Origin of the sequence: Aeromonas sp. R5-4 (assembly GCF_040908215.1) — a bacterium.
GTDB lineage: Bacteria > Pseudomonadota > Gammaproteobacteria > Enterobacterales > Aeromonadaceae > Aeromonas > Aeromonas veronii.
Window position 1 is genome coordinate 25,248 of record NZ_JBFODG010000029.1, and the last position, 11,789, is coordinate 37,036.

Sequence of the window (11,789 nt, forward strand, 5' to 3'; positions counted from 1 at the left end):
GCGTGACACCAGTCCGGTCACCAGCGAGCACGGCAATGGCGGGCAGTAGTGATAGAATGGGGCGCAACGGCGCCCCTTTCTTATGGTGGATGACATGCGTTTCAACTATTCCGACCTCAATCCCGACCTCATCATGGATGCGCTCGATCTCAGTGGCCTGCGGCTCGACTCCGGCCTTATCGAGCTCAACAGCTACGAAAACCGGGTCTATCAGTTTCAGGATGAGGATCGTCGCCGCTATGTGGTGAAGTTCTACCGTCCCGGCCGCTGGAGCCGGGCCCAGATCCTCGAGGAGCACGAGTTTGCCACCCGTCTCGCAGAGGCTGAGATCCCGGTCGCCGCGCCGCTCGCCTTCGCGGGCGAGACCCTGCTGGAGCACGAGGGCTACCCCTTTGCCATCTGGCAAAGCGTCGGTGGCCGCCAGTTCGAAGTGGATAATCTCGATCAACTGGAGTGGGTGGGGCGTTTCCTCGGCCGCATTCATCAGATCGGCGCCAGCAAGCCGTTTCATCATCGGGTGCGGCTCGATGTGGAGAGCATGCTGCACGAACCGCGTCAGCTGCTGGCGTCTGGCGAGTGGCTGCCAAGCGGGCTGGCGAAGCAATTCTTCGGGGTGCTGGACGAGCTGATCAAGCATGTCAGCGACGCCATGACCCTCGATGTGGCGCAGATCTCCCTGCATGGCGACTGCCACCCGGGCAACATCCTCTGGCGCGATGGCCCCATGTTTGTCGATCTCGATGATTGCCGCACCGGCCCCGCAATTCAGGATCTCTGGATGATGCTGAGCGGCGAGCACCACGAGCAGCAGATCCAGCTCGATACCCTGCTGGCGGGCTACGAGGAGTTTATGGAGTTCGACTCGCGGGAGCTGGCGCTGATCGAGCCGCTGCGGGCGATGCGCATCGTTCACTACATGGCGTGGCTGGCACGGCGCTGGGAAGATCCCGCTTTCCCCCGTCACTTCCCCTGGTTCAATACCGATCACTACTGGCGTCAACAGATAGCGATCCTGCACGATCAGCTGGAGGCACTCAAGGCGCCGCCGTTGAGTCTGATGCCAAACTGGTGAAATAGAAGGGATCTTGTGCGGCAAGGGGGACTCGATCTCCGGCTCTGACCATTGACGTCAGCATGGCGAAACAATAGGCTTGGCACTGCTTCGGTTCGCCGGGCGTGCCTCACAGTGATCCCTTAACAGGAAACATCATGAAAAAAGTTCTATTTTTCCTTGCTGCCATGCTGATGATCCCCATGGTTCACGCCGCCCCCGAGTTTAAGGAAGGCGTCAACTACGATGTGGTCAAACAGACTGGCAGTGCCCAGCCGGAAGTGATGGAGTTTTTCTCCTACTACTGCCCGCACTGCGCTACCTTCGAACCGATCGTTGAACAGTTGAAGGCCGGGTTGCCAGAGGGTGTGCCCCTCAAGAAGAACCCGGTTGCCTTCCTCGGCCGCGAGATGGGCCCGGAGATGCAGCGTGCCTATGCCGTTGCCAGCCTGCTCAACGCCGAAGCCAAGCTGACTCCGGCCATCTTCACCAAGATCCACACCCAGCGTCAGCCGCCGATGAGCCGTGACGATGTGAAGAAGATCTTCGTGGACAACGGCGTACCGGCTGAAGAGTTCGACGGTGCCGTCGACAGCTTCGCCGTCTCCGGCATGGTCTCCCAGTTCGATCGCAACACCGAGAGCTACAACATTCGCGGTGTACCGGCCTTCCTGGTGAACGGCAAGTACATGGTGAAGATTGAATCCATCACCTCTCAAGAGCAGTTCAACAAGCTGGTGCAGTTCCTGCTGGCCAAGAAAGACTGATACCCCTTGAGTCGATAAAAAAGCCCGCCGGTGTGAACCGGCGGGCTTTTTGTTTTCTGGTGTTCGGGAAGATCAGACCCCGACGTGGAACGCCTGTTTGAGGTTGCGGATAAACTCCGCATCCCGGCAGAGGGTCTTGCCCGGGCTGTCGGAGATCTTGGCAACCGGGCCGCCATTGCACTCGATCAGCTTGAAGACGATGTTCATCGGGCTGACGCCGGGCAGATCGCAGGTGAGCTTGGTGCCGATGCCGAAGCTGGTGTTGATGCGGCCGCGGAAGTGGCGGAACAGCTGCACCGCTTTGTCGAGGTTGAGCCCGTCGGAGAAGACCAGGGTCTTGTCGGTGGGGTCGATGCCGAGCCGCTGATAGTGGCTGATCGCCTTCTCGCCCCACACCACGGGATCGCCGGAGTCGTGACGCAAGCCCTGGTAGCTGCTGGCCAGCTCAAAGTCGAAGTCCCGCAGGAAGGCATCCATGGTGATGCAGTCGGTCAGGGCGATGCCGAGATGGTCGGTGAACTCGTCCAGCCAGCTGGTGAGGGCAGCGCGCTGGCTGTGCTCCAGCGGGAAGCCGAGCTGCTGGTGCGCCTGAAACCACTCATGGGCCTGGGTGCCGACCGCGGGCAGCTTGTACTTCTGGGCCAGCATGTAGTTGCTGGTGCCGCGAAACGCCGGCAGCCGCTCCTTGAGGCGACCCACTACCGCATCCTGTACCGCGTGGGAGAAGCGGCGGCGGGTGCCGAAGTCGATGAGGTTGAACTCGCTCATCTCATCGCTGCTCAGCTCCTTCTCCAGCTTGTCGATCTTCTGATCGAGCCGCTCCAGCGCATGGCTGACGCCGAACTGGGGGTAGCGGAAGCGGTTGCGCATCTCGCTGATGATGGCGAGCACCGGGATCTCCCACAGGATCACATCCTGCCAGGGGCCCTCGACCCGCACATTGATGCGGCCATCCTGCTCGAACACCTTGAGCAGGGAGGCATCGAGCGGCTTGCGGCGCAGGTGGTCGAGGTAGTCAGGGGTGAAGAAGGGGCGTTCGGCCAGAAAATCGAGCTCTGGCTTGGTCAGTCGCAGGGAACCGGCGAGGCGCAGTTGCTCCTCGATCTGCCCCATCATGGGCAGCAGATCCTCTTCATTGCGGCTGTGAAACTCGGCCACCACCTCGGCATCCGGATAGCGATGGAACACCGCCTGCTGCATATGCAGTTTGTAGGCATCGGTGTCGAGCAGGCTGGTGAGGATTGGGGGCATATCAGGCTCCTCGCAGACTGGTGAGCACGATGGAGCTCCCCTGCCGCATATGTAACGTGCAGGCGTCGGTATCGAGCAGGCTGGTAAGAATCGGTGGCATATCAGGCGTCCAGCAGGCGTTGTACATCGATCAGGGTCTGGGCCAGTTCGGCCCCTGCCTCGATCATCTGGGTGTGGGCGCTGGCAACCGTCTCGGGGGCGATGCCACGGCAGGCATCGAGATGGACGATCACCCGGAAACCGGCGCGACGCAGTTGCAGCACGCTGGTTTTGACACAGTAGTCAGTGGCGAGGCCGCCGACCAGTACGGTATCGACCTTGCGGGCTTGCAGGAATTCGATGAGTCCGGTGCTGCGCCGTTCTGCCAGGTCGTGGAAGCAGGTGCCGTAGGGATGGAGATCCGGTTCGACCCCCTTCCAGATGAAGAAGTCATAGTCGATGGGGGCGGGCAGGCCGTCGAGCAGCTCAAAGCCCTTGCTGCCCGGTACGCAGTGCACCGGCCAGGTGAGGTCGGCGTTGGGCAGATCCAGCGGCAGCAGCATGCCGGCGGGGTCAGAAACGGCCCAGTCGGCATTGGCGGGGTGAGAGTCCTTGCTGCCGATCCGCAGCGTGGCGAGGGTGGCCTGAGCGTTGAGCGCAGCCACAATATCATTACCGCCCGCAACGGGCAGTTCGTTCGGGCAGAGGGGGGTAAAGCCCTTCTGCGCATCAATATCCAGGCTGGCGACGGTTCCCATGATTGGCTCCTGCACATACTATTCGTGTGATATTATCTACCAAACATTAATGGAAGGCGAGCAGGGCGATCGGCATGCTGAGAATGAGTCTGGATATGGTGGTGCTGCGGTTGCATGAGGAGCGGCTCGAGCTGCTGCTCGAGACCCGCGATCGCCCCCCCTTTGCCCACTGCTGGCAACTGCCTGCGCTGCGCATCGACGAGACCCGGGATCGGGATCTGGATGCCGCCCAGCGCCGCCTGCTGGTGGAGTGGGGTCTGGGTGACTGCTACAGCGAGCAGGTCTGCACCCTCGGCAATCTGGAGCGGGATCCCCGCGGCTGGTCCACGACCCTGGTCTATCTCTGCCTTGTGGATCCGGAAGTGGAAGCGATCCACGGCTGCTGGCATCCACTCGCCAACCTGCCGGGGCTGAGCCTCGCCTTCGACCATGTTCAGCTTATCGCCAAGGGGCTGGAGCGGCTGCGGATCAAGAGCCGCTACAGCACCCTGCCGCTGCAACTGCTGGGGCCCGAGTTCACCCTCTCAGAGGTGCAGCGCGCCTTCGAAATCATCCTGCAAACACCCATGAATACGGCGGCATTTCGCAAGCGGATCCATCGCGCCGACATTCTTGTAGACACCGGCCGCAAGCGCACCGGCAAACAGCGCCCCGCTATTCTCTACCGGTTGGAGAGTCCCTGCTGCGTGATGTTCGATCAGGTGATGCATGGAGCGGAAGCATGAGTGAGACCGGCGTGCACAAGGTGCTGGTGAGTGCCTGCTTGCTGGGTCAGCCGGTGCGTTACGACGGTCAGAGCAAGGGAATCGTCAGCGACTGGCTGAGTGCGCTGGGAGCCGAAGGACGGGCGCTGGCCTTCTGCCCCGAAGTGGCGGGCGGTCTGCCGATCCCGCGCCTTCCTGCCGAGCGGCAGGGCGAGCGCGTAGTGACGGCGAGCGGACTGGATGTGACTGCCGAGTTTGATCGCGGCGCCGAGCTGGCGCTGGAAATCTGTCAGACGCAGGGCATTCGCTTCGCCCTGCTGAAAGAGGGGAGCCCCTCATGTGGCAGCGGCCGTATCTATAACGGCCGCTTCGAAGGTGTTTCTGTGGCTGGCGAGGGCAAGACCACCGCCCTGCTGCGCCGCCACGGGATTGTGGTCTTTTCCGAAGATCAGTTGGCCGAGTTGGCTTCTGCGCTCTCTTTGGATTCCTCCCCGGATGTGGCGGCAACCGGCAGCGGCGCCTGACCGCTCTGCCACCCCTCCAGCACCTCGTCCTTCTCCTGCCAGCGCTGGTTTAGCCACTCCTGAAAACCGCGTTTGAACTGCTTGTCGTTGAAGTAATCTCCTATCAGTTGTTCATTCACCGGCAGCTCCTCAATCCGCACCTGAATGCGTTTTACCCGTCCCATCAGGAAGTCCTTGAACGGGGTCTCGGCGTTGTCCGGATAGCGGATGGTGACGTTGATCAGGCTGTCGAACTGTTCGCCCATGGCGGCCAGCGTAAAGGCCAGTCCCGCCGCTTTGGGCGGCATCAGGTGGCGATAGCGGGAGCGGGCGGCATCCCGTTTCTGCTCGGTGAAACGGGTCCCTTCCACGAAGTTGATGACGGTAGTGGGGATGTGGCGAAACTTCTCGCAGGCGTTGCGGGTGGTCTCGATATCCTTGCCGCGCAGATGGGGATTTCTTAACAGAAACTCTCTCGAATAACGGCGCATAAAGGGCATATCGAGCCCCCAGCAGGCGAGCCCCAGCAGCGGGATGTAGATCAGCTCGTGCTTCATGAAGAACTTGGGCACCGGCAGCCTATCGCGGAACAGGTGGCCGAGCACCACGATATCGGTCCAGCTCATATGGTTGCTGATGATGAGATACCAGCCATCCTTGCGCAGTCGGGTGTTGTCCTCCACCTGCCAGTCAATACGGGTGGTGAGGCGGATCACCAGCGCATTGCAGGCCAGCCACAGGCGCATGAAGCGGTTGTTGAGCCGGCTGCAGGCGCGGCTAAAGGCCGGGATCGGCAGCAACAGTTTGGCCAGCGACACCAGCAGGATCAGACTGGCGCACAAGGCGGTGAAAAGGATGGTCAGGCCCGCGCTGATGATCAGCACCAGCGGGCCGGGAAGCAGGGATAGCATGAATGTTTACTGCGCCTTGGTTGCCAGCAGTTGGCTTAGGGTCTGGTCCTTTTCGTGCCAGATCCCGTTCAACCACTGTTGAAACTCTTGTTGGAACTCGGGGTCATTGAAGTAATCCCCCACCAGCTTGCGGTCGATCGGCAAATAGCGGACCTGAACCTTGATTTGCCCGACCCGGCCACACATGAAGTCCCAGTAGCTGGGGATGCCGTCCGGATAGGCGATGGTGACATCCACCAGTTGATGCAACTGGTCACCCATGGCTGCCAGGGTAAAGGCGATGCCGCCTGCTTTCGGTTGGAGCAGGTGACGATAGGGCGAACCCTGCTTCTGATGTTTGCCCTTGGTGAAGCGGGTGCCTTCGACGAAGTTCATCACACTCACCGGAATGTGGCGGAACCTGGCACAGGCTTTACGAGTTGTTTCTATGTCTTTTCCCTTCAGATGGGGATGCTTTTCCAGAAATTTCCTGGAATATCGCCGCATGAAGGGGAAGTCGAGCGCCCACCATGCCAGGCCGAGAAAAGGTACCCAAATAAGCTCTTTCTTGAGGAAAAACTTCAGGAAGGGGATTTTTTGGTTAAAAACCCGCTGCAATACCAGTATGTCGACCCAGGATTGATGGTTGGCAATCACCATATACCACTCATTCCGGCGCCCTTTGTCCACTCCGACCACCTCGAAAGGCGTTTTGATGATGGTTTTCTGGATCAGATTGTTGAAACCGATCCAGCAGCTGGCACAGCCATCGAGCAGCCAGTTGCAGAGGGTGCGCCACCCCTTGAGGGGGAGCAGGAGCTTGAGCAGACCCAGCGAGAAGATGGGGACAAACCAGAAGAGGGTGTTGAAAAAATAGAGCAGGGTGGAGAGACTGCCGCGCAGTCGCTCTGTCAGCTTGTTGGGCATGAGTCGGGTCCGTCTTGCTGTCGATAAAGGGCCATCAAGTGGTCAGATCTGTGGCCATAATATCAGCCGATTGCCTGCGAGACCATTCAGAGCCTTTACGGGGTTGGACTCACCCTTTCCCTTCTGTCAGCTGCTGCGCAGTCGCGACAGCAGCCTGTCCATGGCGCGATAACCGAGCGCCTCGATAAGATGCTCCTTGCCGATGGCGGGTTGCCCGGCCAGATCGGCGATGGTGCGTGACACCCGCAGGATGCGATGCCAGGCCCGGATGCTGAGCCCCAGCTTCTGGATGGCGTTCTCCAAAAATTCGGCATCTTGCGGTGATAAGCGGCAAATATCCTCTATCTCACGGCTATCCAGCAGGTTGTTGAGCTTGCCGTTACGGCTCAGCATGCGCTCTCGCGCCGCCAGTACCCGATCGCGGATCTGCTGACTAGACTCCCCCCGCTCCGCCTTGCCGGTCAGGCTCCCCTTGGGTAGCAGCGGCACTTCCACAGTCAGATCGAAGCGGTCGAGAAAGGGGCCGGAGAGCTTGCCGAGGTAGCGCAAGATCTGATCCGGGCTGGAGCGGGTCTGGCCATCGCCATAGTGGCCGCAGGGGCTGGGATTCATGGCGCCGACCAGCTGGAAGCGAGCGGGAAAGTCTACCTGACGGGCGGCACGGCTGATGGTGATGTGGCCCGTCTCCAGCGGCTCGCGCAGGGAGTCGAGCACCTTGCGCTCGAACTCGGGCAATTCATCCAGAAACAGCACCCCGTTGTGGGCCAACGATATTTCGCCGGGCCTTGGGTGGCTGCCGCCGCCCACCAGCGCTACTGCGGAGGCACTGTGGTGGGGCGTGCGATAGGGTCTGTGGTGCCAGTGACCGGCGCGCGGAGTGAGGCCGCCGATGGAGTGGATGGCGGCGGTCTGCTGCGCCTCCTGCTCGCTGAGCGGCGGCAGAATGCCGGGCAATCGGCTCGCCAGCATGCTCTTGCCGGTGCCGGGTGGGCCGATGAACAGCAGGTTGTGGCTGCCGGCGGCGGCGATCTCCAGCGCCCGCTTGGCCTGTGACTGGCCAATCACATCCTGCAGGTCTGGCACATCGGGCAGGCTCTCCGCGCTTTGGGGATTCGGCAGTGGCAGTTCGTATTGTCCTGCCAGCCAGGCGGTGACTGCCAGCAGCTGGTGGGCGGTGCGCACCTCGGCATCCTGAATGAGGGAGGCTTCCGGGCCGTTCTCCCGCGGCACCAGCAGGGTGCGTCCCGCATCCCGGCAGGCGAGTACGGCAGGCAGTACCCCGAGTACGGGGCGGATCTCTCCGGTCAGGGCCAATTCCCCTAAAAATTCGTGATCGAGCAGATATTTTGCCGGTATCTGCTTGGAAGCGGCGAGAATGCCGATAGCGATAGCCAGATCGAAGCGGCCTCCCTCCTTGGGCAGATCGGCGGGGGCCAGATTGACGGTGATGTGTTTGCTCGGGAACTCGAAATTGCCGTTGAGCAGGGCGCTGCGCACCCGATCTCGCGACTCCTTCACCGAGGTTTCCGGCAGGCCGACCATGTTGAAGGCGGGCAGGCCGTTGGAGAGGTGAACTTCCACTGTAACTTGCGGGGCCGCGATCCCGAGGCTGGCACGGCTATAAACCACAGCTAATGACATAAATCCCGTCCTTGAGTTGATATATGTTCTGACTAACTGCTTGTTGTTGGTTTTTTATTCCAGAGTTCCGGCTGGGGAATAGCCAAAATCAGTGGGTTGTCACAGAAAAAAGGCTTGCCCAATAAAAATCACCGTGCTAGTTCTAATAGCCATTCGCGGTAGAAACCGCCCCAATTTCACAGGATTTCCGGTTGTAACTATGAACATGGCCTCCCGTTTCGTCAGCATTATTGTGGTCCTAGTGGTGATTATTATCTCACCGCTCGGGGCTCGTTTAGCTGCACGGAACAAGGGATAGACCCACCACCGGACAGAACGAAACAAGCGACCCCCGAGCCTTACAGCTCGGGGGTTTTTTTTCGACCAAAGGACAGGATTTTCCACATGAACGGCGCGCAGTTTTTGGTACAGGCTCTCAAGAAACAGGGTGTGACCCAGGTGTTTGGTTACCCGGGCGGGGCCATCATGCCGGTCTACGATGCCCTGTATGACGGTGGTCTGGCCCATCAGCTCTGCCGCCATGAGCAGGGCGCCGCCATGGCCGCGGTCGGTTATGCCCGCGCCTCCGGTCAGGTGGGAGTCTGCATCGCGACCTCCGGCCCCGGCGCCACCAATCTGGTGACCGGTCTGGCGGAGGCGCTGCTCGATTCGGTGCCGCTGGTGGCCATCAGTGGTCAGGTGCCCTGTTCCGCCATCGGCACCGATGCGTTTCAGGAGGTCGACGTGCTCGGCATGTCCCTCTCCTGTACCAAGCACTCCTTCATGGTGACCGATGCCGCCGATCTGGGGCGTGTGCTGGCAGAAGCTTTCGCCATCGCCACCGAAGGTCGCCCCGGCCCTGTGCTGATCGATCTCCCCAAGGATGTGCAACTGGCCGCGGTGCCTGCCCAGAGCCCGCTGTTTGCAGTGGAAGAGCCGGAGGTGCTCAACCCCTCGGATCTGGCCGCAGCCCGCACCCTGCTGGCCGCAGCCGAGCGTCCGGTGCTCTACGTCGGTGGTGGAGTGGGCATGGCCAATGCCGAGCAGCAGTTGCGCGATTTTGCTGCCGCAACCGGCATGCCAGCGGTCACCACCCTCAAGGGGATCGGCGCGCTCGACCCCGACAGCCCCGTTTATCTCGGCATGCTCGGCATGCACGGCACCAAGGCGGCCAACTATGCGGTGCAGCAGTGCGATCTGCTGCTGGTGGTGGGCGCCCGTTTCGACGACAGGGTGACCGGCAAGCTTGAGGAGTTCGCCCCCGAGGCGAAGGTGATCCATCTCGATGTGGATGCCGCCGAGTTCGGCAAGCGCCGTGCCGCCGAGGTGGGGATCACCGCGGATCTCAAACAGGTGCTGCCGCGCCTCGCCATGACTCTCGACATCGTCCCCTGGCGTGAGCACTGTGCCGCCATGGCCCGCGAGTATGCGTTCCGCTACGACCACCCGGGTCAGGCCATCTACGCCCCGGCCCTGCTCAAGCAGCTTTCTGCCAAGTTGCCGGAGAGCAGCGTGGTGGCCTGCGACGTGGGCCAGCACCAGATGTGGGTGGCCCAGCACATGCGCTTCACCAGCCCGCGTAACCACCTCTCCAGCGCAGGTCTCGGCACCATGGGTTTCGGCCTGCCTGCCGCCATCGGCGCGAAGATGTCGCGCCCGGAGGATGAAGTGGTACTGGTGAGCGGTGATGGCTCTTTCATGATGAATGTGCAGGAGCTTGGCACCATCCGCCGCGCCCAGCTCAAGGTGAAGATGGTGCTGCTGGATAATCAGCGTCTCGGCATGGTGCGCCAGTGGCAGGAGCTGTTTTTCGACGGCCGCTATAGCGAGACCATCCTCTCCGACAACCCCGATTTCGTCGCCCTGGCTGCCGCTTTCGGCATTCCGGGTGAGACCATCACATGCAAGGAGCAGATAGTCGGCGCCCTCGATCGCCTGCTGGCAAGCGAGAGTGCCTACCTGCTGCATGTGGCTATTTCAGAGGAAGAAAACGTCTGGCCCCTGGTTCCGCCGGGAGTCGCCAACCACCAGATGATGGAGCAACGCCCATGAACCCGCACCCCCTTGCACAGCCTGCATTTGCACAGCACACCCTGCATATCCACGCCCAGCCCAGACCCGAAGTGATGGAGCGGGTGCTGCGGGTGGTGCGTCACCGCGGTTTCAATCTCTGCGCCCTCAACATGGAGCAGGATTGCCAACAGCTGCGGATCACGGTTACTGTCGAGTCGGTGCGTCCCATCCAGCAGTTGTGGAGCCAGCTGGTGAAGCTGGTGGACGTTTCCCGGGTCGATGCACTGGAACAGCAACCCCGGATCAGAGCTTAAGGAGCCAAGCCAATGTCACAGCCTTCCCAATCTGCCTCTCAACCCAAGTACATCTGGTTCAACGGCACACTGGTACCCTGGCAAGATGCCCAGGTGCACGTCATGAGTCACGCTCTGCACTACGGCTCCTCGGTGTTCGAGGGGGTGCGCGCCTACGATACCCCCAAAGGCACCTGCATCTTCCGTCTGCAGGAGCACACCCGCCGCCTGTTCGACTCCGCCAAAATCTACTGGATGGACGTCCCCTACAGCGAGTCCGACGTGAATGAAGCCTGCCGCACCGTGGTGCGCGAGAACGGCCTGAAGAGCGGCTATCTGCGCCCGCTGGCCTTTGTCGGCAATGTGGGGCTGGGGCTGCATCCACCGCTGGATGCCAAGGCTGACCTGATGGTCGCCGCTCTGCCGTGGGGCGCCTATCTGGGGGAAGAGGGACTGAAAAACGGGGTGGATGTCTGCGTCACCTCCTGGAACCGGCTCGCCCCCAACACCATTCCCACCGGTGCCAAGGCGGGCGGCAACTATTTGTCATCCCAGCTGATCAGCCGCGAGGCCAAGCGCAACGGCTTCGCCGAGGGGCTGGCGCTGGATGTGAACGGCTATCTGAGCGAAGGGGCGGGGGAGAACCTGTTCCTGGTGAAGAACGGCGTGTTGTTTACCCCGCCCGCTACCGCTGCCATCCTGCCCGGCATCACCCGTGACACCATCATGACGCTGGCCCGTGATCTGGGTTACGAGGTGCGCGAGCAGGCGTTGCCCCGAGAGGCGCTCTATGTGGCGGACGAGATCTTTATGACCGGCACCGCCGCCGAGGTGACCCCGGTGCGCTCCGTCGATCGGATGAAGGTGGGTGCTGGCAGCCGTGGCCCGGTGACCGAGCAGTTGCAGAACGCCTTTTTCGGCCTGTTCAATGGCAAGACCGAGGACAAGTGGGGTTGGCTGACGCCCGTCAAAGACTGATAAGAGAGGGGAGGCACTGTGCCTCCCCGAGTCGCTTCCGGTGAGAGCTTCCCAG

At 61.4% G+C, this 11,789-nt stretch carries 12 protein-coding genes; 7 read left to right on the top strand and 5 right to left on the bottom strand.

From position 1 onward, the window contains the following. The first annotated feature begins 82 nt into the window (after positions 1–82). Together AB5Y83_RS14785 and AB5Y83_RS14790 are read left to right on the top strand one after the other, a co-directional pair. A complete protein-coding gene (locus AB5Y83_RS14785; protein ID WP_368175419.1) occupies positions 83–1,072 on the top strand; it encodes a serine/threonine protein kinase in 990 nt (329 codons plus the stop codon). A 137-nt stretch (positions 1,073–1,209) separates the two neighbouring features. After that, positions 1,210–1,818, top strand: a complete 609-nt coding sequence (locus AB5Y83_RS14790) for a thiol:disulfide interchange protein DsbA/DsbL (protein WP_005339604.1) — start codon at positions 1,210–1,212, stop codon at positions 1,816–1,818. A gap of 72 nt (positions 1,819–1,890) precedes the next feature. Here the strand turns inward: AB5Y83_RS14790 and pncB are convergent, their stop codons facing one another. Then, a complete protein-coding gene (gene pncB, locus AB5Y83_RS14795) occupies positions 1,891–3,069 on the bottom strand; it encodes a nicotinate phosphoribosyltransferase (RefSeq protein ID WP_005339605.1) in 1,179 nt (392 codons plus the stop codon). A 101-nt stretch (positions 3,070–3,170) separates the two neighbouring features. After that, positions 3,171–3,806 (bottom strand): nicotinamidase, encoded by a 636-nt coding sequence (locus tag AB5Y83_RS14800; RefSeq protein WP_368175420.1) that lies wholly within the window; start codon positions 3,804–3,806, stop codon positions 3,171–3,173. A gap of 74 nt (positions 3,807–3,880) precedes the next feature. On the opposite strand from AB5Y83_RS14800, the gene AB5Y83_RS14805 reads away from it, so the two are divergent. Together AB5Y83_RS14805 and AB5Y83_RS14810 are read left to right on the top strand one after the other, a co-directional pair. Continuing rightward, the gene (locus AB5Y83_RS14805; protein ID WP_236269061.1) at positions 3,881–4,531 is read left to right on the top strand and encodes a DNA mismatch repair protein MutT; all 651 of its coding nucleotides are present in this window, start codon (positions 3,881–3,883) and stop codon (positions 4,529–4,531) included. Beyond that, a complete protein-coding gene (locus AB5Y83_RS14810; RefSeq protein WP_368175421.1) occupies positions 4,528–5,034 on the top strand; it encodes a DUF523 domain-containing protein in 507 nt (168 codons plus the stop codon). Before AB5Y83_RS14805 ends, AB5Y83_RS14810 begins: the two co-directional genes overlap by 4 nt. On the opposite strand, the gene AB5Y83_RS14815 is transcribed toward AB5Y83_RS14810, so the two are convergent. The 3 genes from AB5Y83_RS14815 to AB5Y83_RS14825 all read right to left on the bottom strand — a co-directional run bounded on the left by AB5Y83_RS14815 (position 4,959) and on the right by AB5Y83_RS14825 (position 8,471). Then, entirely contained in the window at positions 4,959–5,924 is a 966-nt protein-coding gene (locus AB5Y83_RS14815; RefSeq protein ID WP_368175422.1) for an acyltransferase, read from the bottom strand. The two genes, AB5Y83_RS14810 and AB5Y83_RS14815, sit on opposite strands and share 76 nt — an antisense overlap. 6 nt (positions 5,925–5,930) lie before the next feature. Further along, positions 5,931–6,830, bottom strand: a complete 900-nt coding sequence (locus tag AB5Y83_RS14820) for an acyltransferase (RefSeq protein ID WP_005356150.1) — start codon at positions 6,828–6,830, stop codon at positions 5,931–5,933. A gap of 126 nt (positions 6,831–6,956) precedes the next feature. Next, on the bottom strand, positions 6,957–8,471 hold the full coding sequence (locus AB5Y83_RS14825) for a YifB family Mg chelatase-like AAA ATPase (protein ID WP_139741315.1): 1,515 nt from the start codon (positions 8,469–8,471) through the stop codon (positions 6,957–6,959). Between the two features lie 384 nt (positions 8,472–8,855). On the opposite strand from AB5Y83_RS14825, the gene ilvG reads away from it, so the two are divergent. Genes ilvG through AB5Y83_RS14840 form a run of 3 tightly spaced genes read left to right on the top strand, consistent with a single transcriptional unit; the run spans position 8,856 to position 11,734 of the window. After that, on the top strand, positions 8,856–10,502 hold the full coding sequence (ilvG, locus tag AB5Y83_RS14830) for an acetolactate synthase 2 catalytic subunit (RefSeq protein WP_368175423.1): 1,647 nt from the start codon (positions 8,856–8,858) through the stop codon (positions 10,500–10,502). Then, a complete protein-coding gene (ilvM, locus tag AB5Y83_RS14835; RefSeq protein WP_064337574.1) occupies positions 10,499–10,777 on the top strand; it encodes an acetolactate synthase 2 small subunit in 279 nt (92 codons plus the stop codon). Before ilvG ends, ilvM begins: the two co-directional genes overlap by 4 nt. 12 nt (positions 10,778–10,789) lie before the next feature. Beyond that, positions 10,790–11,734 (top strand): branched-chain amino acid transaminase, encoded by a 945-nt coding sequence (locus tag AB5Y83_RS14840; protein WP_368175424.1) that lies wholly within the window; start codon positions 10,790–10,792, stop codon positions 11,732–11,734. Positions 11,735–11,789: the final 55 nt, after the last annotated feature.

Coding starts and splice junctions, on each gene's coding strand:
- AB5Y83_RS14815 (WP_368175422.1), bottom strand. CDS start 5,924: ATGCTATCCCTGCTTCCCGGCCCGCTGGTGCTGATCATCAGCGCGGGC.
- AB5Y83_RS14785 (WP_368175419.1), top strand. CDS start 83: ATGGTGGATGACATGCGTTTCAACTATTCCGACCTCAATCCCGACCTC.
- AB5Y83_RS14805 (WP_236269061.1), top strand. CDS start 3,881: ATGCTGAGAATGAGTCTGGATATGGTGGTGCTGCGGTTGCATGAGGAG.
- ilvG (WP_368175423.1), top strand. CDS start 8,856: ATGAACGGCGCGCAGTTTTTGGTACAGGCTCTCAAGAAACAGGGTGTG.
- AB5Y83_RS14825 (WP_139741315.1), bottom strand. CDS start 8,471: ATGTCATTAGCTGTGGTTTATAGCCGTGCCAGCCTCGGGATCGCGGCC.
- AB5Y83_RS14820 (WP_005356150.1), bottom strand. CDS start 6,830: ATGCCCAACAAGCTGACAGAGCGACTGCGCGGCAGTCTCTCCACCCTG.
- AB5Y83_RS14840 (WP_368175424.1), top strand. CDS start 10,790: ATGTCACAGCCTTCCCAATCTGCCTCTCAACCCAAGTACATCTGGTTC.
- pncB (WP_005339605.1), bottom strand. CDS start 3,069: ATGCCCCCAATCCTCACCAGCCTGCTCGACACCGATGCCTACAAACTG.
- AB5Y83_RS14810 (WP_368175421.1), top strand. CDS start 4,528: ATGAGTGAGACCGGCGTGCACAAGGTGCTGGTGAGTGCCTGCTTGCTG.
- AB5Y83_RS14790 (WP_005339604.1), top strand. CDS start 1,210: ATGAAAAAAGTTCTATTTTTCCTTGCTGCCATGCTGATGATCCCCATG.
- AB5Y83_RS14800 (WP_368175420.1), bottom strand. CDS start 3,806: ATGGGAACCGTCGCCAGCCTGGATATTGATGCGCAGAAGGGCTTTACC.
- ilvM (WP_064337574.1), top strand. CDS start 10,499: ATGAACCCGCACCCCCTTGCACAGCCTGCATTTGCACAGCACACCCTG.